General features: G+C 64.6%; 25 protein-coding genes. 12 read left to right on the top strand and 13 right to left on the bottom strand.

Going from position 1 to position 24557, the window contains the following annotated elements:
* Positions 1 to 46 precede the first annotated feature (46 nt).
* The gene (locus tag ABID58_RS05935) at positions 47 to 562 is read right to left on the bottom strand and encodes a YcgN family cysteine cluster protein (RefSeq protein WP_148752005.1); all 516 of its coding nucleotides are present in this window, start codon (positions 560 to 562) and stop codon (positions 47 to 49) included.
* Positions 563 to 854: 292 nt separating this feature from the next.
* Here ABID58_RS05935 and ABID58_RS05930 point away from each other — a divergent pair, with 292 nt between their 5' ends.
* From ABID58_RS05930 to ABID58_RS05915, 4 genes are read left to right on the top strand one after another with little or no spacing between them, the layout of a single operon-like run.
* Positions 855 to 3149, top strand: coding sequence for a transglycosylase domain-containing protein (locus ABID58_RS05930; protein WP_148752006.1), 2295 nt, complete (start codon positions 855 to 857; stop codon positions 3147 to 3149).
* Between the two features lie 9 nt (positions 3150 to 3158).
* Positions 3159 to 3737: a DUF1214 domain-containing protein gene (locus ABID58_RS05925; protein ID WP_148752007.1), complete on the top strand. Its 579-nt coding sequence runs from the start codon at positions 3159 to 3161 to the stop codon at positions 3735 to 3737.
* The gene (locus ABID58_RS05920; protein WP_148752008.1) at positions 3734 to 4318 is read left to right on the top strand and encodes a DUF1254 domain-containing protein; all 585 of its coding nucleotides are present in this window, start codon (positions 3734 to 3736) and stop codon (positions 4316 to 4318) included. The genes ABID58_RS05925 and ABID58_RS05920 overlap by 4 nt, the downstream gene beginning before the upstream one ends.
* A 47-nt stretch (positions 4319 to 4365) precedes the next feature.
* Positions 4366 to 4620: a hypothetical protein gene (locus ABID58_RS05915; protein ID WP_354031907.1), complete on the top strand. Its 255-nt coding sequence runs from the start codon at positions 4366 to 4368 to the stop codon at positions 4618 to 4620.
* Positions 4621 to 5003: 383 nt separating this feature from the next.
* Here the strand turns inward: ABID58_RS05915 and ABID58_RS05910 are convergent, their stop codons facing one another.
* Complete coding sequence (locus tag ABID58_RS05910; protein WP_354031906.1) at positions 5004 to 5513, bottom strand: GNAT family N-acetyltransferase; 510 nt, start codon at positions 5511 to 5513, stop codon at positions 5004 to 5006.
* 302 nt (positions 5514 to 5815) lie between these two features.
* Between ABID58_RS05910 and ABID58_RS05905 the strand changes: the two genes are divergently transcribed.
* Positions 5816 to 6457, top strand: coding sequence for a glutathione S-transferase family protein (locus tag ABID58_RS05905; RefSeq protein ID WP_148752011.1), 642 nt, complete (start codon positions 5816 to 5818; stop codon positions 6455 to 6457).
* 119 nt (positions 6458 to 6576) lie between these two features.
* Here ABID58_RS05905 and ABID58_RS05900 read toward each other — a convergent pair whose 3' ends face one another.
* Positions 6577 to 7023: a DMT family transporter gene (locus tag ABID58_RS05900; protein WP_354031905.1), complete on the bottom strand. Its 447-nt coding sequence runs from the start codon at positions 7021 to 7023 to the stop codon at positions 6577 to 6579.
* 509 nt (positions 7024 to 7532) lie between these two features.
* Between ABID58_RS05900 and ABID58_RS05895 the strand changes: the two genes are divergently transcribed.
* A complete protein-coding gene (locus ABID58_RS05895; protein ID WP_354031904.1) occupies positions 7533 to 7694 on the top strand; it encodes a hypothetical protein in 162 nt (53 codons plus the stop codon).
* Between the two features lie 360 nt (positions 7695 to 8054).
* Here ABID58_RS05895 and ABID58_RS05890 read toward each other — a convergent pair whose 3' ends face one another.
* Genes ABID58_RS05890 through ABID58_RS05880 form a run of 3 tightly spaced genes read right to left on the bottom strand, consistent with a single transcriptional unit; the run spans position 8055 to position 13050 of the window.
* Entirely contained in the window at positions 8055 to 11240 is a 3186-nt protein-coding gene (locus tag ABID58_RS05890) for an efflux RND transporter permease subunit (RefSeq protein ID WP_354031903.1), read from the bottom strand.
* Positions 11237 to 12646 carry an efflux RND transporter periplasmic adaptor subunit gene (locus tag ABID58_RS05885; protein WP_354031902.1) on the bottom strand — a complete coding sequence of 470 codons (1410 nt, stop codon included), beginning with the start codon at positions 12644 to 12646 and terminating at the stop codon, positions 11237 to 11239. Before ABID58_RS05885 ends, ABID58_RS05890 begins: the two co-directional genes overlap by 4 nt.
* Positions 12643 to 13050, bottom strand: coding sequence for a FixH family protein (locus tag ABID58_RS05880; protein ID WP_354032180.1), 408 nt, complete (start codon positions 13048 to 13050; stop codon positions 12643 to 12645). The genes ABID58_RS05885 and ABID58_RS05880 overlap by 4 nt, the downstream gene beginning before the upstream one ends.
* 311 nt (positions 13051 to 13361) lie before the next feature.
* Here ABID58_RS05880 and ABID58_RS05875 point away from each other — a divergent pair, with 311 nt between their 5' ends.
* Genes ABID58_RS05875 through arsC form a run of 4 tightly spaced genes read left to right on the top strand, consistent with a single transcriptional unit; the run spans position 13362 to position 15246 of the window.
* The gene (locus ABID58_RS05875; RefSeq protein WP_354031901.1) at positions 13362 to 13694 is read left to right on the top strand and encodes a hypothetical protein; all 333 of its coding nucleotides are present in this window, start codon (positions 13362 to 13364) and stop codon (positions 13692 to 13694) included.
* A 32-nt stretch (positions 13695 to 13726) separates the two neighbouring features.
* A complete protein-coding gene (locus ABID58_RS05870) occupies positions 13727 to 14089 on the top strand; it encodes an ArsR/SmtB family transcription factor (RefSeq protein ID WP_354031900.1) in 363 nt (120 codons plus the stop codon).
* A gap of 57 nt (positions 14090 to 14146) precedes the next feature.
* A complete protein-coding gene (locus ABID58_RS05865) occupies positions 14147 to 14848 on the top strand; it encodes an aquaporin (protein ID WP_354031899.1) in 702 nt (233 codons plus the stop codon).
* A complete protein-coding gene (gene arsC, locus ABID58_RS05860; protein ID WP_354031898.1) occupies positions 14845 to 15246 on the top strand; it encodes an arsenate reductase (glutaredoxin) in 402 nt (133 codons plus the stop codon). Before ABID58_RS05865 ends, arsC begins: the two co-directional genes overlap by 4 nt.
* 88 nt (positions 15247 to 15334) lie before the next feature.
* Here the strand turns inward: arsC and ABID58_RS05855 are convergent, their stop codons facing one another.
* Positions 15335 to 16162, bottom strand: a complete 828-nt coding sequence (locus ABID58_RS05855; RefSeq protein WP_148752017.1) for an MBL fold metallo-hydrolase — start codon at positions 16160 to 16162, stop codon at positions 15335 to 15337.
* Between the two features lie 94 nt (positions 16163 to 16256).
* Between ABID58_RS05855 and ABID58_RS05850 the strand changes: the two genes are divergently transcribed.
* Positions 16257 to 17132 carry a LysR family transcriptional regulator gene (locus ABID58_RS05850; RefSeq protein ID WP_354031897.1) on the top strand — a complete coding sequence of 292 codons (876 nt, stop codon included), beginning with the start codon at positions 16257 to 16259 and terminating at the stop codon, positions 17130 to 17132.
* Between the two features lie 37 nt (positions 17133 to 17169).
* On the opposite strand, the gene ABID58_RS05845 is transcribed toward ABID58_RS05850, so the two are convergent.
* The 6 genes from ABID58_RS05845 to ABID58_RS05820 all read right to left on the bottom strand — a co-directional run bounded on the left by ABID58_RS05845 (position 17170) and on the right by ABID58_RS05820 (position 23276).
* A complete protein-coding gene (locus ABID58_RS05845) occupies positions 17170 to 17934 on the bottom strand; it encodes a hypothetical protein (RefSeq protein WP_148752019.1) in 765 nt (254 codons plus the stop codon).
* A 2-nt stretch (positions 17935 to 17936) separates the two neighbouring features.
* A complete protein-coding gene (locus ABID58_RS05840; protein WP_354031896.1) occupies positions 17937 to 18134 on the bottom strand; it encodes a hypothetical protein in 198 nt (65 codons plus the stop codon).
* Positions 18135 to 18146: 12 nt separating this feature from the next.
* Positions 18147 to 18593: a hypothetical protein gene (locus tag ABID58_RS05835; RefSeq protein ID WP_354031895.1), complete on the bottom strand. Its 447-nt coding sequence runs from the start codon at positions 18591 to 18593 to the stop codon at positions 18147 to 18149.
* A gap of 27 nt (positions 18594 to 18620) precedes the next feature.
* Positions 18621 to 22022 (bottom strand): CHAT domain-containing protein, encoded by a 3402-nt coding sequence (locus tag ABID58_RS05830; RefSeq protein WP_502916386.1) that lies wholly within the window; start codon positions 22020 to 22022, stop codon positions 18621 to 18623.
* Between the two features lie 288 nt (positions 22023 to 22310).
* Complete coding sequence (locus tag ABID58_RS05825; protein ID WP_354031893.1) at positions 22311 to 23072, bottom strand: hypothetical protein; 762 nt, start codon at positions 23070 to 23072, stop codon at positions 22311 to 22313.
* Positions 23073 to 23087: 15 nt separating this feature from the next.
* On the bottom strand, positions 23088 to 23276 hold the full coding sequence (locus ABID58_RS05820; protein WP_148752024.1) for a hypothetical protein: 189 nt from the start codon (positions 23274 to 23276) through the stop codon (positions 23088 to 23090).
* 251 nt (positions 23277 to 23527) lie between these two features.
* On the opposite strand from ABID58_RS05820, the gene ABID58_RS05815 reads away from it, so the two are divergent.
* Positions 23528 to 24505: a DUF2336 domain-containing protein gene (locus tag ABID58_RS05815; protein WP_354031892.1), complete on the top strand. Its 978-nt coding sequence runs from the start codon at positions 23528 to 23530 to the stop codon at positions 24503 to 24505.
* Positions 24506 to 24557 lie beyond the last annotated feature (52 nt).

Here is a 24557-nt window from a genome sequence, read left to right as displayed (position 1 = left end):
TCATCCCGAACAATTGACTGAGATGGCAGACCGGACCGGTCCGTGATCAGGCCTTGGGGCGTCGCTTCAGGCGTGCTCGTTTCGGGATCTGCCCCGGCCACTGCACGATATAGTTTTCGAGCTTGTCGTCCGGGACCCCTTCCTCGGTGCCCGAGACCCGGCCGCGCACGGAGACGCCGGCCTCGTGCACCGTATTGGGATCCCCTGATATCAGCGGGTGCCACCAATAGAGATCGCGACCCTGGGCGACGAGCCTGTAGCCGCAGGTCGGCGGCAGCCAAGGCAGCGTGCGGACCTTCTCGGGGGTCATGACAACGCAGTCCGGGACGAAGTCGAAGCGATTCGCGTAGTCCTTGCAGCCGCTGGTGCAAGAATCGAGCATCTTGCAGCTGACGTCGGTGAAATAGATCTCGCCGGTATCCTCATCTTCGAGCTTGCTCAGGCAGCAGCGGCCGCAGCCGTCGCACAGGCTCTCCCATTCGGCCGGCGACATGTCCTCCATCTTCTTGGTTTTCCAGAAGAATCCATCCTGGTCTGAAGGTCGTTTGCGAGCTGCGGTCATGCGTCTGATACGATTCCAAAAAGCTGCGGCCAGCGTCATCTAGGGCGTGCGGCCCTAAAGCCGCAAGCAACGCCCCCGCAAGGCCCGTAATGAACCGGGGTCCAATTAGGCCTGTTGTTCAAAATTGCGAGCCTGACCATTGGTTTATAAGCCCCGCTCGGCTAGAAGAACAGCAAGTCCCCTCGGACGCGAAACGGGCGCCTTGGGTTTGCCGCAACAATCCCGCAAGACGTCTCGATGCCGCCCCGGCCGGGTGCTTGAACGCTTTCGAAGCGAGCCTCAAGGGTTCTAGGTGGTCCAGAACACACCATCCAACTGGAAGAGCCGTATCAGGAACTTCTTCCTGGACCTCGATGCGCGCATCGACTCCTCGCTGTTCTCCTCGGCCAAGGGCATCCGCGAGCTCTACGAGCGCTACTCGACCTTCATGGACCGCTTCTATGTCGGGCGGTGGAAGCGCTGGGTGTTCGTCGAGCCGCTGTCGGAGGCCGCGACGCTCGGCCTCGGCGGCATGGTGCTGATGCTGATCCTCGCCATCCCCGCCTTCCGCGAGACCGCGGATGAGGACTGGCTGAAGAAGTCCGATCTGGCGGTGACGTTCCTCGACCGCTACGGCAATCCGATCGGCAGCCGCGGCATCAAGCACAACGACTCGATTCCGCTGGAAGATTTTCCTGACGTCCTGATCAAGGCGACGCTGGCGACCGAAGACCGCCGCTTCTACGAGCATTTCGGCATCGACATCGCCGGCACCGCGCGCGCGCTGGTCACCAACGCCCAGGCCGGCGGCGTCCGCCAGGGCGGCTCCTCGATCACGCAGCAGCTCGCCAAGAACCTGTTCCTGAGCAACGAGCGCACCATCGAGCGCAAGATCAACGAGGCCTTCCTCGCGGTCTGGCTGGAATGGCGCCTGAGCAAGAACGAGATCCTCAAGCTCTATCTCGACCGCGCCTATATGGGCGGCGGCACCTTCGGCGTCGACGGTGCGGCGCATTTCTACTTCAACAAGTCGGCGCGCGACGTGACGCTGGCGGAAGCTGCGATGCTCGCCGGCCTGTTCAAGGCGCCGACGAAATACGCGCCGCACATCAACCTGCCCGCTGCGCGTGCCCGCGCCAACGTCGTGCTCGACAATCTCGTCGATGCCGGCTTCATGACCGAGGGCCAGGTGTTCGGCGCCCGCCGCAACCCGGCCTTCGCGGTCGACCGCCGCGACGAGGCGTCGCCGAACTACTATCTCGACTACGCCTTCGACGAGATGCGCAAGCTGGTCGACACCTTCCCGAAGTCCTACACCGAGCGCGTGTTCGTCGTTCGCCTGGCGATCGACGCCAACGTGCAGAAGGCCGCCGAGGACGCGATCGAGAACCAGCTGCGCCAGTTCGGCCGCGACTATCACGCGACGCAAGCCGCGACCGTCGTCTCCGATCTCGACGGCGGCATCCGCGCCATGGTCGGCGGCCGCGATTACGGCGCGAGCCAGTTCAACCGCGCCGTCGATGCCTATCGCCAGCCCGGCTCCTCGTTCAAGCCTTACGTCTACACCACGGCGCTCCTGAACGGCTTCACGCCGAACTCGATCGTAGTCGACGGCCCGGTCTGCATCGGCAATTGGTGTCCGCAGAACTATGGCCATTCCTATTCCGGCGCGGTGACGCTGACGCAGGCGATCACGCGCTCGATTAACGTCGTGCCCGTAAAACTGTCGATCGCGATCGGCCAGAAGGAGCAGCCGAAGGCGCCGAACCCGGCCAAGATCGGCCGCGCCAAGATCGTCGAGGTCGCGCGCCGGTTCGGCCTCAAGGCCCCCCTGCCCGATACGCCGTCGCTGCCGATCGGCTCGGACGAGGTCACCGTGCTCGAGCATGCCGTGGCCTATGCGACCTTCCCGAACCGCGGCAAGTCGGTGACGCCGCATTCGGTGCTCGAAGTGCGCACCGGCGCCGGCGATCTGGTCTGGCGCTGGGACCGCGACGGCCCGAAGCCGAAGCAGGCCATTCCGCCGAACATCGCCGCCGACATGGCCGGCATGATGAGCCACGTCGTCAGCGAAGGCACCGCGCGCCGCGCAGCCCTCGACGGCATTCCGACCGCTGGCAAGACCGGCACGACCAACGCTTATCGCGACGCCTGGTTCGTCGGCTATACCGGTAATTTCACCTGCGCGGTCTGGTACGGCAATGACGACTATTCACCGACCAACCGCATGACCGGCGGCTCGCTGCCGGCGCAAACCTGGCACGACATCATGGTCGCAGCGCATCAGGGCGTCGAGGTCCGGGAAATTCCCGGCATCGGCATGGGCCAGAAGCTGCCGCCGGAACGAGTTGCCAATGCGCAGGCCAATGCGGCGCCAAAGGTGCTGGAGACCAAGCCCGGTCCGCCGCCGGTGCTGACCAAGCGCGGCGCCGACGTCCTGGTGCGGGTCGAGAAGCTGCTCGACGACGCCGCCAGGACCGCGACCAAATCGACGGCCAACGACAGCCAGCAGGCCAAGCCGGCATCGTCGAACAGCGCGCTCGCCTTCCCGCAGAACTATGCGGCGGAGGAGAACGCGAACGCATCCACCACCCCGCGCAAGAACTGATCTGATCCCGTGCGGCTGATCCTGAGCACATTGACGGCCCTCCTGCTCGCGACCGTGGTCGGCCTGGGCGCGACCTGGATGACGACGACACGCGGCACCGAGATCGGCGCGCTGACCATCGGCCCCTGGACCGCCCGCCCCCGCACCGGCACCGCCGACGTCGATCCGTATTCGCGCGCCACCATCGTGCGCAACGGCGAGCTGCCGATCGGCACCGGCGACGGCGTCGCCTTTACCGCGACCGCCGACGACAAGAAGAAGGCGCTCGACGGCCGCTGCGACGTCGTCGTCTCCGGCGTAACGCCGCCGGCGCGGTTCTGGACGCTGACGCTGTACGACCGCAAGGGTCATCTCGTCGCCAACTCGCTGCAGCGCTACGGCTTCACCAGCCAGGAGATCGTGCGCCAGTCCGACGGCTCGTTCGAGATCCACATCGCCTCGCGTTCGCGCGCCGGCAACTGGCTGCCGACCGGCGGCATCGAGCGCTACGCGCTGATGTTCCGCCTCTACGACACCCCTGTCGGGGTTGCGACGCGCACCCAGCGCGATGCGCCGATGCCGACGATCTCGACGGTGGGCTGCTCATGATCCGGCTGCTGTTCACCATTGTTGCAGGTGTGGTGCTGGGCCTCGTGGTCCATCTCGTCAGCGTGCTGGCCTTGCCGCGCATCGCGACCCAGGACGCCTATTCGCGGCTGACGCCGATGACCAGGCTCAACAGCGTCACGCAGCTTCCGCTCGCGGATCCCAACACCTCGCCGATGCCGTTCATGGACCCGGCCTTTGCGCTGGCGATCTGCCGCTATGATCTCTCGGGCGGGCCGCTCAAGCTCACCGTGCCGGTGAGCCAGTCCTATACGTCGGTGTCGTTCTACACCCGCAACGAGATCGCCTATTACGCCATCAACGACCGCTCGGCCGGCAAGAAGGTGATCGAGCTCGACCTGATGACGGAAGCGCAGCACGACGCCCTGCCCGAGGACGAGGAGATCACCGCGGCCGACCGCCTGATCATCGATTCCCCTGCGACCACCGGCCTGATCGTGATGAAGGCGCTGGCCGCCGAGCCCGGCCTGATGCCGCAGGCGCAGGCGACGCTTAACGCCGCCACCTGCGCACCGCAGACCGAAGCGCCCGCCAAGGCCGAGGCGCCGCGCGGCCGGCGCTGACGCGCGGGCGTTGAGACGCCCTCAAGACAAAAGCTGAAAACAACCCCATGCACAGTAGCCGGGTTATTGAAATCCATTGGGCCCTTGTTGTTTGGAGCATGATCCTTCCGGAAAACCGCTTCGCACTTGTCCGGATCATGCTTGAGCGCTCATCAGCGGATGGGCCGCACTCGCCCGGCGCAAAACTTCGCTTTGACACGTCGGGCAAAACACTGGCAGAATGGCATCATCAGAAATTCGTAGAAACCCGCGCGGAGAAATCCACCGCGGGTTTTTTCATGCGGGAACGGAGACTGCCATGATGAGAGGATGCCTACCGTTGCCCAGCAGGGCTATCGCATATGGATTTCACGGAATAGTCCGCGAGCTTGCTCCGCCTCTCCCGCTTGCTTGCGGGAGAGGCCGACGCGCCCCGGACGATGCGAAGCATCGTCTCGAGCGCGGCGGGTGAGGGTTCTCACCACGCTGGGACGTTCACCGCAATCCCTGGCAATCCCGACGCGGAGACACCCCACCCCGCCCTCCCCCGCAAGCGGGAGAGGGAGCCCACTGCCGATGCCGCCGCATAGTGCACACCATATGCGATTGCCCTGCGTTGCCCAGGGGCGCCGATCCAGCAACGCCAGCACACATTGCGGAAATCGTGCCTGCTGGTGAACAGTCGATGTCTGCGTCGCAAAATAACTCAGGGCCGCGAGAGATCCTTTGCCATAAGAACTGAGTCGTAGTAGCGGCCAGCTTGCTTCAACGCGTTCTCCTCCACGCCGTACTCGAGGAAGCCCAATCTCGCGTAAAGACTCCGCGCATGTTGATTGTCCACCACAACGCTGAGCTGGATCAGCTCAACCTGCTGACGGGCAAGATTGCATATCGCTTCGACCAAACGTCGACCGACTTTGGCATTCCTTGCGGATGGTCGAACGTACATTCCCCAAAGCGTGCCTTTGTGAGCTTCCTTCTGGCCCTGTTGGACAGCAAAGCCGACAATGCCGAGGAGCTCTGCATCGCGGAACGCGCCGAGCACTATAGAGCTGCCGAGCCGGTCCGAGAACAAGCTCAGCGGCTGGGCATCTTCAACCTCGAAGGTGCTACCGAACGCTTCCGGGTTGGCTTGGAGAGCCTCCAGTCGAATGTCTCGATAGAGGACAGCATCCTCCCGGGCGAGGCGACGTATCTCAATGTCGTCGTCGGTCATCCTTCGTCTTCACCGCCAGGCAGGGAACTTGTGAGTTGCACAGCATAACTTCTGCGACCTCGCAAATCCATAGAAGCTCTTTTGATTTTGGCGCATCGCTTCCGTAGACGCGGTGCAGCTACATGTCAGTTGATGGGGCACCGCGGGCCGCGTCCCGCGGTCGCGTCGGTTGATCGTCTCAGAGTGAAATGGCGGATTACGCTGACGCTAATCCGCCCTACGCACTGTCCGAGCGATAGCAGCATGTAGTAATCTCGCTCGTGCGAATGAAAGCGTTTGAGCCAACGTGAGGACACTCAATTATGCTCACTGTCTATGGTGAAGGTCGTGGGTTCCGTGTCGTTTGGCTGCTCGAGGAATTGGGAGTGGCTTATCGGCTGCGCCCGGTCGATCTGCTCGCTGTCGAGAACGATCCCGATTTTCTTGCGATCAACCCCGCCGGCTTTATCCCGGCGCTACAGGACGGCGAGACGATCATGGTCGAATCGATCGCGATCCTCGAATACCTGCTCGCCCGCCACGGCCCGAGCCCGCTCGCCGTCGCCCCGGATGATCCGGCTTTCGCCGCCTATCTGCAATTCCTCCATTTGGGAGAGGCTGGGCTCGCCGGGCCAATGAACGCCGTCTTCGTCGGTCGCGCACTCGCGCCGGAAGCAGAGCGAAACGCCCGGGTGACAAGCTGGGCACTAGAGACCTTTCAGAGCCGGCTGGGGTTGGTCATCCAGCGTCTCTCAAATCGTCCATTTCTCGCCGGAGACCGGTTCACTGCGGCCGACATTTCAGTGAGCTACGCTCTCCTGCTTGGTCTGCGAACCGGCAACTATACCCCGGGGCCGGTCGAGCGTGCCTATCTCGCCCGCACGACGACACGGCCCGCCTACGCACGAGCGATGGAAATCTGCCAAGCCACCAAGGCCTGGGCGGAGAGATCGCCGACGTTGTAGAGCCAAGTCGTGAATCCATAGAAGGAATTCCCACGAGCGAACGGCAACGACAGGTCTCCGGCATCGGTGCGACTGTAGGTGCCGGGATTGGTGCATCCGTCAAGACTTCGTCCCGCGTTCTACATCCGGATCAGGATGACGCCGCCCACAAGCAGGACAGCGCCGATGACCCGGACCACGCTGATCGGGTGAACGGGAACGCCCAGCAAGCCGAAATGGTCGAATGCGATCGAGCCGAGCATCTGGCCGGCGATCAGGAGTGCGAAGAAGGTGGCGGCGCCGAGCTGCGGGACCAGGAATATCGCGAGACCAATGAAGATGGCGCCGAACAGGCCGCCGCTCCAGGCGAACCAAGGTATGCGGGCGGCAATGGCTGCCGATGGAACGGGATCACTGAGCAGCAGCGCGAGCGCGGCCATGCAGATGACGCCGATGAAGTAGCTCATGAAGCCCGACCACGCCGCCGAGCCCAGTGCTGCGCGCAAGTTGGCGTTGAGGGCCTGTTGCACGACCAGGCTGATCCCGGCCGCAGCGGCCAGGATCATTGGAAACGCCAGCTTCAACATCTCACCCCCCGAGTTTCTCTGCCCGAGAGATACCTTATGCCGGGACCTGGATCAAAGGCGCGACTTCAACACTTGCTCGCGAAATACTCCGGCCGGGTCGATCCGGTTCGGCCTTCATCATCGGATCGCATGTCATCGCGCGCCAAATCGCTTTTTGGCGGCTTCGGTGACGGGCGTGTAGAGGCTCACGAGGGGGCCTTCGGGTATTACGGTATTACGGTGCCGGTGCATTCAATCAACCGCAGAATTTAGTGCACTGTCACCGTAACCACCCGGATGATCCGGCTTTCGCCGCCTATCTGCAATTCCTCCATTTGGGAGAGGCTGGGCTCGCCGGGCCAATGAACGCCGTCTTCGTCGGTCGCGCACTCGCGCCGGAAGCAGAGCGAAACGCCCGGGTTACAGGCTGGGCACTTGAGACCTTTCAGAGCCGGCTGGGGTTGGTCATCCAGCGTCTCTCCAATCGTCCATTTCTCGCCGGAGACCGGTTCACTGCTGCCGACATTTCAGTGAGCTACGCTCTCCTGCTTGGTCTGCGAACCGGCAACTATACCCCGGGGCCGGTCGAGCGGGCCTATCTCGCCCGCACGACGACACGGCCCGCCTACGCACGAGCGATGGAAATCTGCCAAGCCACCAAGGCCTGGGCGGAGAGATCGCCGACGTTGTAGAACCAAGTCGTGAATCCATAGAAGGAATTCCCACGAGCGAACGATTTCGGTGACAGTGCATTCTATTCATCCATGCAATTAGTGCACTGTCACCGCAATGGGCGAGCGCCGAGATCGGGCTGAGACCAAAACGCCGGCATATCCGAGCGTCGAGATCGGACCAGCCCGCACCGGCGACGCGCGCGTCCGAAAGCTAACCCGCGTGCCGTTGCGTTCCTGAGGCCTCACACCGGCATGTTCAGGAACGGAGATACTTGATCAGCGCAGCGGCTGCGAGGACCAGGACGACGATCGCAAGCAGCCACAGAAGTCCCATTGCCCACATCATCCCCGGCATCATGTCTTGCATCATGGTTCACCTCATTCAGCTGGCTCCGGAACAGGTTTGAGACGTTTGATCGGGTTGCGGACCGGCGGTGGAGCCCGGCCGTCGTCGCGCGGCAGTCCGAAGCCCTTCACCAGGCCGAAGATCGCCGGAATCACGATCAATGTCAGCAGCGTGGAGGAGATCATGCCGCCGATCATCGGCACCGCAATGCGCTGCATGATCTCCGAGCCTGTCCCGGTGCTCCACATGATCGGCAGCAGCCCCGCCATGATCGCGACCACCGTCATCATCTTGGGACGTACGCGCTCCACCGCGCCTTCCATGACGGCATCGTAGAGGTCGCCGCGGGTGAGCGCACGGCCTTCCATGCCGCGCTTGAACCTGATCTCCGCCAGCGCCTGATTGAGATAGATCAGCATGACCACGCCGGTCTCGGCGGCGACGCCGGCGAGCGCGATGAAGCCTACGGCAACCGCCACTGACAAGTTGAATCCCAGCCACCACATCAGCCACAGCCCGCCGACCAGCGCGAACGGGAGCGAGAGCATGACGATCATCGTCTCGGTCATAGATCGGAAGTTCAGGTACAGCAGCAGGAAGATGATGAGCAGCGTGACCGGAACAACGATCTTCAGCCGCGCGGTGGCCCGCTCCAGGTATTCGTATTGGCCGCTCCACATGACGTAGTATCCGGCTGGGAAGTGGATGCTGGCTTGCACGGCGGTTTTCGCGTCGGCGACGTAGCCGCCGAGGTCGCGGTCGCGGATGTCGACGTAGATGTAGGTCGCGAGCTGGCCGTTCTCGGTCCGGATCGAGGTCGGCCCGCGCGCCGGCGCGACCTTCGCGACCTCGCCGAGCGGCACAGCACCGCCGGCGGGCATCGGCACCAGCACGTCGTTGGCGATGGCCTGTGGGTTGTCGCGCAGATCGCGCGGATAGCGCATGTTGACCGTGAAGCGCTGCCGGCCTTCGACCGTCGTCGTCACCGTCTGTCCGCCGAGTGCGGTGGCGATCGTATCCTGCACGTCCTGAATCATGATGCCGTAACGAGCCATCGCGGTCCGGTCCGGCGTGACCTCCAGATAGTAGCCGCCGATGCCGCGCTCGGCGTATGCCGATGAGGTGCCTGGCACCGCCTTGAGGACTTGCTCGATCTGCTTTGCGAGCTTGTCGATCTCGACCAGGTCGGTGCCGATGACCTTGACGCCGATCGGAGTCCTGATGCCGGTCGACAGCATGTCGATGCGTGCCTTGATCGGCATGGTCCAGGCGTTCGAGACGCCGGGAAACTGCAGCGCCTTGTCCATCTCGGCGATCAGACCGTCGACGGTCATGCCGGGGCGCCACTCTTGCTTCGGCTTGAGGTTGACGATTGTCTCGAACATCTCGGACGGGGCCGGATCGGTGGCGGTCGCGGCGCGTCCCGCCTTGCCGTAGACCGAGGCGACTTCCGGAAACGACCGGATGATCCGGTCCTGGGCCTGCATCAGCTCGCCCGCCTTCGTGACCGAGATGCCCGGCAGCGTGGTCGGCATGTAGAGCAGCGTGCCTTCGTTGAGGTTCGGCATGAACTCCGTGCCGAGTTGGCGCGCGGGCCAGATGCTCGCCGCGAGGGCGGCCAGCGCGAGCACGATCACCAGAATCTTTGCCCGCATCACGCCCTTGATGACCGGTCGGTAGATCCAGATCAGGAACCGGTTGATCGGGTTGCTGTGCTCCGGAACGATTCGCCCGCGCACGAAGATCACCATCAGCGCCGGCACCAACGTCACCGACAGCAGCGCGGCGGCCGCCATCGAGAACGTCTTGGTGAACGCCAGCGGGCTGAACAGCCGGCCTTCCTGCGATTCCAGCGTGAAAATCGGCATGAACGAGACGGTGATGATCAGCAGGCTGAAGAACAGCGCCGGGCCGACCTCTGAAGCAGCAGCAATCAGGATGTCGATCCGGGATTTGCCCGGTTCGGCGCGTTCGAGATGCTTGTGCGCGTTCTCGATCATGACGATGGCCGCGTCCACCATGGCGCCGATCGCGATCGCGATCCCTCCGAGGCTCATGATGTTGGAGCCGAGGCCCAGCAGCTTCATGGCGCCGAACGCCATCAAGACGCCGACCGGCAGCATCAGGATGGCGACCAACGCGCTGCGGACGTGCAGCAGAAATACGATGCAGACCAGCGCGACCACGACGCTTTCCTCGAACAGCGTGTGCTTGAGGGTATCGATGGCCGCGTAGATCAGGTTGGAGCGGTCGTAGACCGGCACGATCTCGACGGACTTCGGCAGGCTCGAGGCGATCTCCTGGAAGCGCTTCTTGACGTTCTGGATGACCTCCAGCGCGTTGAGACCGAAGCGCTGCAGCACAATGCCGCTGGCGACCTCACCCTCGCCGTTCAGCTCGGTGATGCCTCGCCGTTCGTCGGGGCCGAGCTCGACCCGTGCGACGTCGCGCAGCAGCACGGGCGTGCCGTTGCTCGTCTTCAGCACGATGTCGCCGAGGTCGTTGATCGACTTGATGTAGCCCTTGCCGCGGATGACGTACTCGAACTCCGACAATTCGACCGTCCGGCCGCCCACGTCGGCGTTGCTGGCGCGGATGGCATCGCGCATCTTCTGCATGGTGATGCCGCGGTCGCGCATCCGCTGCGGATCGAGGATCACGTTGTACTGCTTGACGAAGCCGCCGACGCTGGCGACTTCCGCGACGCCCTCGGCCTTGGCGAGGGCGAACTTCAGATTCCAGTCCTGGATCGTGCGCGTGTCGGCGAGGTTCAGCTCCTTGGACATGACGGCGTACTGGTAGACCCAGCCGACGCCGGTCGCGTCGGGACCGATCGTGGGTGTCACGCCGGCCGGCAGCCGTGCGCTCGCGCCGTTGAGGAATTCCAGCACGCGCGAGCGCGCCCAGTAGATGTCCGTGCCGTCCTCGAAGATGACGTAGACGAAGGAGACGCCGAAGAACGAAAAGCCGCGGACGACCTTCGACTTCGGCACGGTCAGCATGGCCGTCGTGAGCGGATAGGTGACCTGGTCCTCGATCACCTGCGGCGCCTGGCCGGGGTACTCCGTGTAGACGATGACCTGGGTGTCCGAGAGATCCGGGATCGCATCGAGCGGCAGATGCAGAAGCGCATAGAGACCTGCAGCGGCGGCGAAGCCGGTCCCGAACAGCACCAGCAGCAGGTTGCGGGCGGACCAGCCGATGAGGCGGGCGATCATTGCTGCGCTCCCTCCGCGAAGCCCTTCAGTGCGGCCTTCAGGTTGCTTTCGGCATCGATCAGAAAGTTCGCCGAGACCACCACGGCGTCGCCCTCCGCAAGGCCGTCCCGGACCTCCACGAAGCCGCCGCCACGATTGCCGAGCTTGACCTCGCGCGGCTCCAGCCGACCCTGCCCCCTATCGACGAAAACGGCCTGCCGGCTGCCCGTGTCCATCACGGCGCTCTCGGGCACTGTGAGAGCGGCCTCACCGCTGCCGGTGTCGATCCCGGCGTCGACGTACATGTCGTGCAGCAGGATCAGGTCCGGATTTTGCAGCTCGATCCGCACGCGCGCGGTCCGGGTCTCCTTGTTGATCTCGGGATAGATCACCTGGACCTTTCCAGTGAACTCGCGGCCCGGAAAGCTCCGCGCCTTCACCGTGACGGGCTGACCCTTGGCGATCATGCCGAGGTCGCGTTCGGCGACGTCGATCAGGGCCCATACCATCGAATGGTCGGCGATCCGGAACAGGACCCCTCCAGGCTGCACGCGCATGCCCTCGATCGCATTGCGCTCCAGCACGATGCCGTCGCGCGGCGAAGTCCACGCGATCGAGGTCGGCACAGTTCGGCTGTTCTCGATGGCGGCAATGGCGCTCTCCGGCACGTCCAGGTTCATCAGCCGCTGCCGGGAGCCGCGTCCATACTGAACATCGCCCGCCGTGGTCTTCGAGGTGATCGTCGCGAGGTACTCGGCCGCCGCCGAGGAAACCGACGGGCTGTAGACCTCCATCAAAGGCTGGCCCTTGGCCACATGCGAACCCGTCGTGACGTCTGCGACCTTCAGGATGAAGCTCTCCGAGCGCATGGCGATCACGGAAATCCGCCGCTCGTCGAGGGCGATGGTGCCTGGCGCCCTCACGATGGTCCGGATCACCCGTCTCGCTGCGGGCTCCGACTTGACTCCGGTCCGCTGGATCTTGCCGGGCGACAGCTTGACGGAGCCGTCCTCGCTGTCCTCGCCTTCATAGACGGGGATGTAATCCATCCCCATGGAATCCTTCTTCGGCGTCGGCGAGGTGTCCGGCAGGCCCATGGGATTGCGGTAGTACTTGATCTTGCGCTCGCCGCCGGCCGTTGTCGCCGTCGGCGGGGCTGCCGCCTGCTCATCGTCGAAGCTGATGTCGGCGCCAGCGGGCACGGGCCGGTAGTCCCGGCCGTCCGGCGTCTTTCTCGGCACAAGCGAATACGATGCCTTGCCGTCCGGATCCTGGTAATAGATCGGCGCGCCGCTCTCTTCGGCCGAAGCCGGGCCGATCACGGCGACCGCTCGCGCCGCCGGCCGCTGCGGGCTGGCGACAACGAATGCGATGCCCGCCGCCGCGATCAACGCGGCGGCCAGGCTTGCAGTGAGGGCGCGGGTCATTTCTGCGCCGTGATGACGAGCTTGTTCTCGACGCTGCCGGTCTCGCCCTGGATCTTGGCGCCCAGAGAAAGCTGCCAGCGTCCCGCCATGCCCAACGTCGCCTTGAAGCGGTAGGTGCCGGGCTCCGTCCCCGGCATGGGCGTGACCTTGGTCGCCATCTCCTGCATGCCGTCCGGAGCCATGTCCAAGCGGCTGGCAAAGATCACGGCATCCGGTACCGGCTTGCCGGTCTTGGTGTTCACAAGCCTGACGGTGATGACCTTGTCGGGCCCGGCCTGAACCGACTGATCGACGAGCTCGAACCTGTAGTCCTTGATGTCGGCCAATGCGGCCGTGCTGGTGCCGCCGATGGCGGCAGCGATCAACGCCGCCCGGACGGCGCGCGCGAAGCTAAACGTCTTCATTTTGTCTGTGTCCTCGATGTCCTGGAATCCGCCGCCGAGGCGGCGTGCGTCATCCGCGCGCGCAAGCGCACGGATGCAGTCGGCGCCAAGGCGCCGCTCAGGCCAGGGTTCGAGGTGGCTGCTCGGGAGGGGGACGGTCGAGGCCGTCACCAAGCACGTCATCCGTGACGAGATGGGCGGTACGGACGGCGTACCGCAGCGGGAGGGCGGCGGCCATGGACGGTCCAGCCTGCGCTGTCTTCAGAATGCACATTGCTACGAGCGGGCAGTCCTGACAGTCCGCGCTCTTCTGCTGGTCGGGGCAGCAGGGCATGTCGGTCGACATCGCCTGCATGTTGTCGGAAGCAGCTGCCGCCTGCGGTGCAGCGACGGCGGGCAATGACAAGGGCGCGACCATAAGTCCCGCCGCCACCGAAAGCGCGATCAGCCACTTGAATGTCTTCAGGGGACCCATGTTCCCTTTTCGCACGTCAGCAGCAGCCGTGCAAATCGTCGATTCATCACGATTGCGCCAGATTTGCCGTGGTTTGCGTGGTGCCGAGCCCAGTAGCGACAGCAAGCGAACCGGTCGCCTGGCCCGGAGGAACCTGCTTCATGAACAACCGCAACCCGCCTCGACACGACCAAAGAGATTTCCGGATTGACGCCTCACCTATAATTCCATAAGTCTGGATATATGGAAACCGACGAAGCCGTGCTCGCGCTCGCCGCACTGGCGCAATCGACCCGCCTGGAGGCGTTCCGGGCGCTGGTCGGGCACGAGCCCGATGGCCTTGCGGCCGGCGACCTCGCACGCCTGCTCGAAGTGCCGCCGAACACGTTGTCGGCCCATCTCTCGATCCTGACGCGCGCCGGCCTCGTGACATCAGAGCGGCACAGCCGGTCGATCGTCTACCGCGCCAACCTCGCCGAATTCCGCGATGTCGCGGTTTTCCTGCTGCGTGATTGCTGCGGCGGACGGCCGGAGGTTTGCGAGCCGGTCGTCGAAAGCCTGCAAGCCTGCTGCTCTCCAAAGCGAAAGGGGAAAGTCCGTGCCTGACCAGAGGTTGATCGATGCCTTCGAAGGCGTGCTGCACCCGACGCCGAAGGCCGGCTGATGGATAATTTCGATCTTTCGCGGCGCCTTGCGGCCGAAGCGCTCGGCACCGGCATTCTCGTCGCCACGGTGGTCGGCTCCGGCATCATGGCGGAGACGCTGACCAAGGACGTCGCGCTTGCGCTTCTCTGCAACACCTTGCCGACCGGTGCCATTCTGGCCGTGCTCATCACGGTGCTCGGTCCGATCTCCGGCGCGCATTTCAATCCGGCGGTTACGCTCGTGTTTGCCGGTAAGCGCGAGCTGCCGGTGAATGAGGCCGCTCTTTACGTGATTGCGCAGATCGCCGGCGGCATCGCGGGGACGATGGCGGCGCATCTGATGTTCGGACTGCCCCTGCTCGATGTCTCGACCAAGGTTCGAACCGGAGGGCCGCAATGGTTTGCCGAAGCCGTCGCCGCGTTCGGGCTGGTCGCGACGATCCTCGCCGGCATCCGCTTTCAGCGGACGGCGGTCCCCTGGCTGGTCGGCCTTTACATCACCGCCGCCTATTGGTTCACGGCCTCCACGTCGTTTGCCAATCCTGCGGTAGCCATCGCACGGTCGCTGACCAACACATTCTCGGGCATTCGTCCCGCTGACCTGCCCGGATTCATCCTCGCGGAACTCTGCGGAGCGTTCGCCGGCCTGCTGTTGATGAACTGGCTGCTCGGACATTCGCGCGCGCCGGCCCCTCTCCCGATCACGGAACCCCTGCAATGAGCGTCACGATCTATCACAACCCCGATTGCGGCACCTCGCGCAACACGCTGGCGATGATCCGGCAGAGCGGCGTGGAGCCCGTCGTCATCGAATATCTGAAGACGCCGCCGGCACGCGAAACGCTCAAGCAACTGATCGCCGCGATGGGAATATCCGTCCGCGCATTGCTGCGCGAAAAGGGCACTCCTTATAAGGAGCTCGGCCTCGCCGATCCCAAATGGTCCGACGACGAGCTGATCGACCAGATGCTCGCGCATCCCATCCTGATCAACCGTCCGATCGTGGTGACGCCAAAAGGTACGCGCTTGTGCCGGCCTTCGGAGGCCGTCATCGATCTTCTGAGCAATCCTGTCGGCCGCTTCGTGAAAGAGGACGGCGAGGTGGTCGAAGCGCGATAGCTGCGGCCCGGCGGTCCGAAGTCCGATCTGCGTTTCAAAACCTTGGCGCCGCTGCACTGCAAGGTTCGCCTCTGGAAGACTGCGCTGCTCAATGCGCGCCGCACCGGCAGGTCTCGTAATCCACGGGATCATGGCTGTTGAAAATCGTCACGCGGCTGCCGTGGCTGAGCTTCAGCTCGCGCAGCCGGGCCTGATTGGCGATGCGGGCGTTGCGGTCCATGTCGACGCGGCGCTGGAAATAGCGAAGCACCAGAGGTGCGCGCGGTGAGGCGTCGAGCTGGGCGTGATGGAAATAGCTGTCGCCGGCATGCAGCAGCCATTTGTCACCGCTGCGAACCGCGATGCCGCAATGGCCGAGCGTGTGGCCGGCGAGCGGAATCATCAGGATGTCCGCTTCCCGGTCGCCGAGCGCGCGCACGCCCTTGAAGCCGAACCAGTCCTCGCCGGCCTCGCCGTAGAAAGACCAGCTCGGCCCGTGGCTCCATTGCCCGGTGACATAGCGCCCCTCGGGCGGCGCGGGCTTTCGCAGCACCGCCATGTCGTATTCGGCGCGATGAACGTGGATCGCGGCATGGGGAAAGTCGGGCACGCCGCCGGCGTGGTCGCGGTCGAGATGCGTCAGCAGCACGTGGCGAACGTCGGCAGGCGAATAGCCGAGCGCTTTCACCTGCTGCACGGCCGTCTCCGCCGGATCGAGCTTTGGCGCGGTCTGCCGCAGCCAACGTTTGCCGAGCCTTTCGGGCGTGGCGATATCGCCGACCCCGATGCCGGTATCGACCAGAGCGAGGCCGTCACGGGTCTCGATCAGCAGGCAATGGCAGACCATGCGGGCGCGCTGGAACAGGCCGCCGGTGCCGTTCACCAGCCGCCGGCCCATGGGACACATCGTGCCGGTGTTGAGATGATGGATTTTCATGGATGACGCTCGCCTGTTGTGAACAGGGCGTTCTTGTCATTATCCTATCCATAGGTAAAATATCGAATATTGATATTATATATAGGCTTGAACTATGGACATTCGCGAGCTTCGCTACTTCGCCGCCGTCTACCGTGAACGCAACCTGACGGCCGCCGCGCGCACCTGCTTCGTGTCGCAGCCGTCGATCTCGACCGCGATCACCAATCTGGAGGCCGAGCTCGGCACCACGCTCTTCATCCGGCACAAAAAGGGCGTGGCGCCGACCGCCTCGGCCGAGCAGTTTCATGCGCTGGCCCGTCGCATCATCGACGAGGCCGATACTGCGCGCAGCCTGTTCCGCAAACCCAGCACGAAGACCAATCTGACGCTCGGCCTGATGCGCACGCTCGACGTGCCCCGGACCATCGCGCTGCTGAAGCCGCTCACGTCACGCAGCGACATCGCGCTCCGGCTCGTCGGCCATGACGAGCGCGCGGATGCAAGGATCATCTCGAAGAGCATGCTTGGGGATGACGAGCATTTCGTCCCGCTGTGGAGCGAGCGCTATGTCGCGGCGCTGCCGCCGTCGCATCCGCTGACGCTGAAGGAGCGGCTCCGCGCCGCCGACCTCGCCGAATTCCCCATGATCGACCGCTGCCATTGCGAGCAGAGCACGTTCTTCGGTCGCACCGCGCAACGGCGCCCTTCCGCGGCGATCGCGCAATCGGAGGATTGGGCGATGGCGCTGGTCGCGGCCGGCATCGGCATCGCCATCGTCCCGGAGGGCGTCGCCAAGGGCCATCCTGACGTCGCCATCCGGGAGATCGAGGTGAAGGTCAGGCGCGAGGTCGGGCTCGCCTATCGCGCGTCAGTGCCGCTGGCGGATGCGTTGAAGGATTTCGTCGGGAAGCTTCGGAAGCAGCGGGTCAAGCCCAATCGGAGCGAGCCTCGCCCCGCTGCGCGCAAGACTGCCGGCCGCGGACGTTGATCGCGCGAGGATCCCGCCCTCGGCGACTGGCAACAAGCTATCCAAGCAAGCCCTTCAGACCGGCATAGATCGAGCCGACGGCCGTTGCGGCGACACCTGCGAGCGGGCCGACGGTCTGCATCAGATCCTGAATCAGGCGGGCGCGGCGGCGGAGCTGCTCCTCACCGACATGCTGCCCGAGCAGACGCGCCATCCTGAAGGCAAATGCGTTCGGTTTGCCTCCCTGGCTGAGCACGCGCGGCAAGACCTGGAAGATCACGACTCCCAGGATGTTTCCGGAAACGAAAGCGAGAAGGATGCTCGCACCGTATTCGAACACTTCGCGCCATTCGACCCACACCGCCGGCAGGATCGGAACGCCGTCGTGGATGCCGGTGACCGTCAGCATCGCGAGGATGCTGATGGTCGCAGCCAGGAACGCCAGCACGAACGCGCCGAGTGCGGAAACCCTGTGCAGGGGATATGCGAGGAGCCCGAACAGAAGCGGGACGATGATCGACGCTATCCGGAGCGGGATCGGCGAGAGATTGAACGTGATCGTCACGAGAAAATGCGTGACCGTCAGCAGCATCGACGGAATAACGACGTAGAGAACCGCGTGCGTTCCGAAATATCGCAGCGGATTTCTCTGTCGTTCAAGCCGGATGTTGACCCGATCGAGATCGCGCCTGAGCTTGTCGAGCTCGGCAACGATCTCCTCGATCTCGACAAGCGTCGGCCGCACGACGCGCAAGTCGCGCGAGCAGTGCTTGCACGCGATGGCCTCGTCCTTGATCGTCTCGGCGCAGAATGGACATTCCATTGCTAGCGCGACTTCCTGCGCTGCATGATCGCCTCCATCTCCGCTCTCGCCTGCCTCAATTCGGCACGCAGGGCGTCCCGCTTGCGCAAGAGATCGTCGCGCTCGGCGATCAGCGTCGCGGGAACGGCGACGTCACGCCCGCACGACGCGCAGATCAGGGCGCCCTCCAGATTCCCGGATTGGCAATAGGGACATTTCACCTCAACGACACCTCATTTGGGCGCTACCTTCAAGGTGAAGATGCTCGTGCCGGGCCGTCCATCGCTGTCCTTGATGTCGACGCGAACCATGTATTCGCCCGCCGGCAATTCGGCATCCTGTATGTTGATGCCGCTGGCCTCGACAAACGGTTTGACGCGCGCCGTCAGATCGACGTTCGGCGTCCTCAGAAACATCACCTTGACCGAATCCGGATCGATCCTGGCGCCGCCAAAGGACTCGAACTTCAAGACCAGGTGCACGGGCGAGCTGACCGAATCGCTCGGCGAAACAAATTCGACTTTCGGCCCGCGCAGGATGCCGCGCCGGTCGGCCGCGACTGCACCCTTTGGCGGCGGCAGCTTCGCTTCCTCTTCCGTGATCAATTGCGTTGCCGCTCTCGCCGCTCCCGAAAACAGGAGACCTGCGGCGATCAGCACCGGCAAGATATTCCGTTTCATCTCAGTTCCAACCCTCTTCACTTGCCGTCAGCGCACGCCGCCATCGCCAATGATCGTGTAAGGTGCCCAGAACAGCGGATGCGCATAGGCGAACTCGGTCTTGCCTTCGCCGTTGAGATAGCCGGGTCCATCGACGAGAGCCATCATCGCTTCACGCAACGCCTCGCTCCGCGACAATTTGGGATCGTCGGCCTGCCGCTTGAACAGATCGGTCACGAGTTGCCGCGCGGATTGCGAATGCACCGACCAGTTCGTCACCAGCAGCGCGCGCGTACCCGCGTAGAAGAACGCGCGACCAAGTCCGGATGCGGCCTCCGCGCCGGCGCCAGCACCGGCACCGGTGTTGCAGGCCGACAGGATGACCCAGTCGGCGTCGAGCTTGAGGCCGAGAATCTCCTCCATGGTCAGGAGGCCGTCTCCGCTTTCGCCCGTCACCGTTGGCGATGACAATGCGAGCGCCGGCTGCGTCAAGCCGTTGAGCTCGCCCGGAACAAGACCGTGGGTGGCAAATGCGAGAATCCTGAAGCCGGAGAGGTCCATCGTCTTCACGGCGCTCTCGGTCGCATTCTTGCCGAGGAACAGCACCTTCGAGGGGTCTGCCTGCAGGGCCAGCGCGATCGATTTCAGCTCGTCGGCAGTATCTGGCAGCCGGGGCAGCAATCCGAGCTCGGCACTATCGACACCGTCGAGCTTCGGGCTGTTACGACGCTTCAGCGGCATGCCGCGCGTGACGTTGCCACCCGCGTCGGCGAGCTGAACCTTGGTTTGATCGCTCTCCGCCTCGGCCTGCTGATCCTTGTTGAAATAGGGATCGCCAAACGCCACGAGATCCCCGCGGCCGGGCTTGCCGGGCGGCAACTGCCGCAGCGTGCGCAACGCCGCGGCCGACGGCACTGTCGACACAGCGTGGGTACGAGCCAACCATGGCACGTTGCGGTAGCCGACGAACAACGGGTCTTCGTCTTGCGCCACCTCGGCGGGTGCCGTCGGCAGCAGCGAGAGCGGCAACAAGCCGAGGGCGCCATTGGTGACGACGATCAGGTTCTTCGCGGGCTTCCATCCACTCTCAACGGGCTTGAGCAGCAGCTCATAGAGCTCGTAACCGAGCTTGAGGTCGAACGGCGGAATATCCGAGATCATCGCGGCTTGCGGCTCGAGCGCCTCGCGCAGCTTGCGAATCTTGGTCTCGACGTCGCCGATGCCGGCCTTGACGGCCGCGAACGCCACCGGCCCCGCCTTCGGCACGGCCCAGACGAAGCTGCCGTTCTGACCGAAATAGAACGACAGCATGGCCTCGTTGTCGGCCAGCGTCGCACGGATTTCGGCGACGGCCGGCGGCTTCGGCGAGACCAGATCGGCATAGGTCGGAAACTTCTGCTTGATCTCCTGGCGCGCCTTGTCGCGTGCACCGCGCAAGGCGACGATCGAGGCCTGGATCTGCTGCGCGCCCTTCTCGTCGCGTTCCGCCGAAGGAATGGCGAGGATATTGGTGAGCGTGCCGAGCTGGGCGTTGACCTGCTTGGTGAGGTCCTGCTCCTTGCGCACGAGCTCGGCCAGCGCCGGATCCTTCGCCGCCGCACGCGCGCTGGAGGCGGCCAGCGCCTGCTGCACGGAGCGGCCGCGGATCGCATCGGCCAGACCGAACGTCTCCTCGCCGACGCCGCTGCCGGTGCCTTCGGCCCGCGCGAGCAGCAGGAGGTAGCTCTCGACGATGGTCTGGAGCCGCTGGCCGCGCGCGGCCACGACGGTCGTGTTCTCGTCGTCGGCGTTCTCGTTTGCGTTCGCCATCATGATCGGAATGGCGGCCTTGAACTCCCGAATCGCGTCGGCATCGCGCCGCGCGCGCATCAATCCGATCGCCAGCGTGCCGCGCGCCGACGCCGCATCGAAATGGTTCTCGCCGACCCGCCCGATCTGCTTCTTGACCAGTTGCTCGGCGGCGGCGATGCCGGCGTCGAGCTGGCCGGAATTGTATAGCGCGAGAATGCGCGCCGGATTGAGCTCGATGACCTGGCGGCGCTGCGGATCCCAATTGGCGACCGCCTTGTCGATCCGCGCAAACATGTCGTTGGCTTCGGCATTCTTGCGCTGCAGATTCAGGATGCCGGCGACCTGCAACAGCAGCTGCACGGTCGACTGCGAGTCGTCCGGCACGCCCACCGCCTTGTTGATCTCAAGCGAGACACGGCCGAGCTGCTCGGCTTCGTCGTAACGTCCCTGGTCGACCAGGATTCCGGCCAATCCCATCACGAAGCGCGGCGTCACCGGATTGTACTTGCCGGTGTCCTTCAGGCGCGACAACAGCGCCCGGCGCGCATCGACCTCGGCTTCGGCGAGCCTGCCCTGCCGCGCCTTCATGCGCGCCTGATTCAGGATGGTGGTGTCGACCGCCTGCAACAGAATGGTCTCGGCAGGTGGATTGTCCGAGTCCAGAACCCCCTTGTGGCCGGCACGCTTGCGCACCTCTGCGGTGCGATAAGCGGCCTCGGCTTCGGCAAACTGGCCCCGCGCCTCGAAGATCTGGCCGCGCGAAATCTCGATCTCGCCCTCCCAGTTCTGGCCGAACTTGGCATAGGAGGCGCGCCAGCCCGGCAATCCACTGGTGCGCGCTTCCTGGATCCCGGTCAGGCTGCGGCGCAAATAGGCTTCGGCCTGCGGGATGTCGCCCATCTGGATCAGGATGGCTGCAATCGAGCGGTTGGCGTTGAACTGAAATCCCTTGGCGCCGGGCACGCCGGCCGACTCGCGCAGCAGCCGCTGGATGATTTCGAGCGCGCGCTTGGGATCGCCGGCCAGGGCATATTGGAGCGACTGAAGCTGCATCATCCGCCCAAGCATGTTCGCGCTGACGGCGCCGCGTCCCGTCTCCACCGCCTTGTTGGCATCGGCAGTGGCCTCGGCGAGGCGGCCGAGCTGCGAGCGGGCATTGGCGCGATCGAAGTAGAATTGCGCAAGGTCCTCGCGGGACTCCTTGCCGTTCGGCGCGGCATCGGCATCCGACTTTAATTCAGCGATCATCTTCTCGTCTGGCTTCTCGCCGTCGAGAATCGCCGTGATGTCGGAAATGTTGCGCGGCGGCGCGACAAAGTCCTTCGGCAAGGCCGTTCCCGGCGCAAGCGTCGGCGCGACCTCCGTCGGAAGCGCGACGGCGACATTGGCGCGTCCGTTCGCGGCGTTAAGGGCGGCGAGCACGCAGGCGTGGACCTGCGGTTTAGCCTTGGCGCGGCACCCCTCGACATCGGCACCGGCCTTGCGACCTCCCTGGGCCTGCATGCAAGCATGCACGATCGGCTTGCCGACGGTCATCCGGCAGTTCTCGAGCGCCGCCTCCTTGGTCAGGGCAGCGGCGGAGCCGGTCGATCCGAGCAGGATGGCAAGGACCAGCAACTTTCGCAGAGGGCTGGAATTTCGACGGGCGTCAGACGGCATCCTGGAATTGGTGCTCATCCCAAAAGACCTTCGTGTAAAATGACTTGGTATAACGGCGCAATCCTATCGATCTGGCTTGGGAGAACAAGCGCCAATCGGGGCGGTCCGACTATGTGCTGAACGGCGTAGGCGGCGGCCAACACAAGGTCCCGGGGCTCCGTCCTGGTGGCATCTGGACGTGATCCTCGCCGTGGTTGCATGATTTGGCCGCCGTCGCGGCGGCCCGGGATCGCGGCTCGTGCTGATGGGAACGCAACCGGATGCGTCCGTAGGCGCGGCGATCCGCCGTCAGCCCTTCGAGACGACCGCGCGGCCGTAAGCCGGCTGTGCCGCAACCGGCGGATTGGTGGTCTGGGCGGCGAGCTCGCCGATCAGGCGATCGGCATCCGCAGCCATGCCGTCGGGGGCCTGGATCACCAGCCGCTCCAGCGCAAAGCGATAAGACGAGACACGCTGCTCGAGCGACAGCTGCACCCACTGGATGATCAGCGAGTTCTCCTGCATGCGTTCGACGGCGTCGGCCTTTTCCTGCGGCGAAAGCGCCGAGACCCGCGCCATGCTGGCCTCACGCTTCTTGTCGAGATCGATGACGCGGATGGCACAGCCGAAGAACGGCTCGAAGCGGGTGATGTCGTTGCGCACGTCTTCCATCAACTGCGCATAGCGTGAGGAATGCGAGCGGTGCGGCTCGTCGATCAGCGTGCGGCCATACATGGTGCGGTCGAACACGATCTTCTGCCGCCACGGCGACGGCAACGCCTTGTAGTCGCCGAACACGCTCTTCCACGCCGGCCGCGACAGCGGCGGCTCGATCATGGGATAGGCGAGATCGCGAAGCTGGCGCTCCTCGTCGGTGAGCTGGAATTGCGACGCTTTCAGGCCAAGGCTGGAGGTGACCTCGGTGCCGAGCCAGCGATGCATGTCGTCGCTGCGCATGTCGGCACGGGTGCGGCCGAAATCGCCGCCGCTGCAGGCGGCGAGCGTCGCGCCCACAGATAAGAGCAGGATGGCCGTTACGATGGTGCGGATCTGGCGGATGGATGCCGGCATGGCAAAGGCCGGACCTTAGCGGCGACGACGACGGCGCCCCGGCGCTGTGCCCGCTTCCGGCCCGCGATCGCCGTTGGTTGCGTCCGCATCGCGCTCGATACGGACGACGGGAAGGATCAGAATCGTCCCCATGTCCGCGCGCGGTGTGACGTCCCCCGACGAGCCCACCCGGCGACCGGCCGGAAATTCGATGATGGTCCCCATGTCAGCTCTCTCGATTGCCGCGCGACAGAACGCGACCATGCAACATGGGGGCATTAGGATCAGTTTATGGTTAACGGGATGTAAACATGGCCTCTGGACCGTAACCGCACGGACCGGCCCAGATCGTCCCGCTGCGAGACGAGAACCATTGAAACGGGCGGGTTTGCTTCACGCCTCGTTTTCCTTAACGAGCCTTTAAAGGACCCCCTGATAGGCTGAGACAACGGTTTTTTCCAAGTTGCGTACCCTCCATGACCAAGTCGCTGTTTCCCGGATTCGACGGGCTGATGACACTCTCCCGCCGCGAGGGCGTCGATGTTCGTCCGACGTTGCTGCGGGTGCTGACCGACCTCTATGTCCAGGCGCCCACCCACAGCGAGGACGAGCAGCGGCAATTCATCGAGCTCGCCACGCGGCTGATCGATCAGGTCGACGACGCGACGCGCGCCGCCGTCAAGGCGCGGCTTGCGATCTATCCGCAGACGCCGGTCCCGGTGCTGCAGAAGCTCGGGCTGGTCGCAGCGCAAGAAGGCCGCCGGGTGCCGCTCGCGCGCGAAATCCCGCGTGCTGCGCCCGTCCCCTCGCCTGCCCGCACGCCGACCGACGCCGAGCAGCGCATGGCCGCCAGCATGGCGATGCAGCCGAAGGAAGCCGCCGAGATCCACGATATGTTCTTCGGCGCCGATGCGAGCCAGCGCGCGCTGATCCTGCACAATCTGGCGCAGACCCCGCTGAAGGCCGCGCCGCGAATTCCGACCGTGCGCGCCAAGCGCGCAATCCAGATCCTGGAGATGGCGGCGATCGCGCGCGACGTCGAGAACTTCACCTTGGAGCTCGGCGACAGCCTGATCCTGCCCTCGCGCGTCGCAGCAGAGATCGTCGACGATGCCGGCGGCGAGGCGCTCGCAATCGCCGCGCGCGCGCTCGACATGCCGAGCCCGAACTTCCAGCGCATCCTCTTGTTCTTCAAGCCGGAGATCGGCAACTCGGTGGATGCGGTCTACCGGCTGTCCCGGCTCTACGACCGCCTCAGCGATCGCGCCGCACTGGTGATGCTTGCCGCGTGGCGCGGCTCGACACTCGCCGTCACGCGCGCCAAATATCAGCCGTCGCTGCACGACAGCGAACGCCAGCGCGCGCGTGGCACGTCCGGCCAGTCGCGGCCGGGCGTGCAGCCCGGCTCGAGCCCGGCGGTGCGCACGGGCAATGGCGGGTCGTCGGAGCGCTGATCACGCCCCACGCTTGTCATTGCGAGCGCAGCGAAGCAATCCAGAGTGCCTC

Origin of the sequence: Bradyrhizobium sp. S3.2.6 (genome assembly GCF_040546885.1) — a bacterium.
GTDB lineage: Bacteria > Pseudomonadota > Alphaproteobacteria > Rhizobiales > Xanthobacteraceae > Bradyrhizobium > Bradyrhizobium cytisi.
Note: the sequence above shows the minus strand (reverse complement) of the source record. Positions and strands in the feature narration are given on the sequence as shown.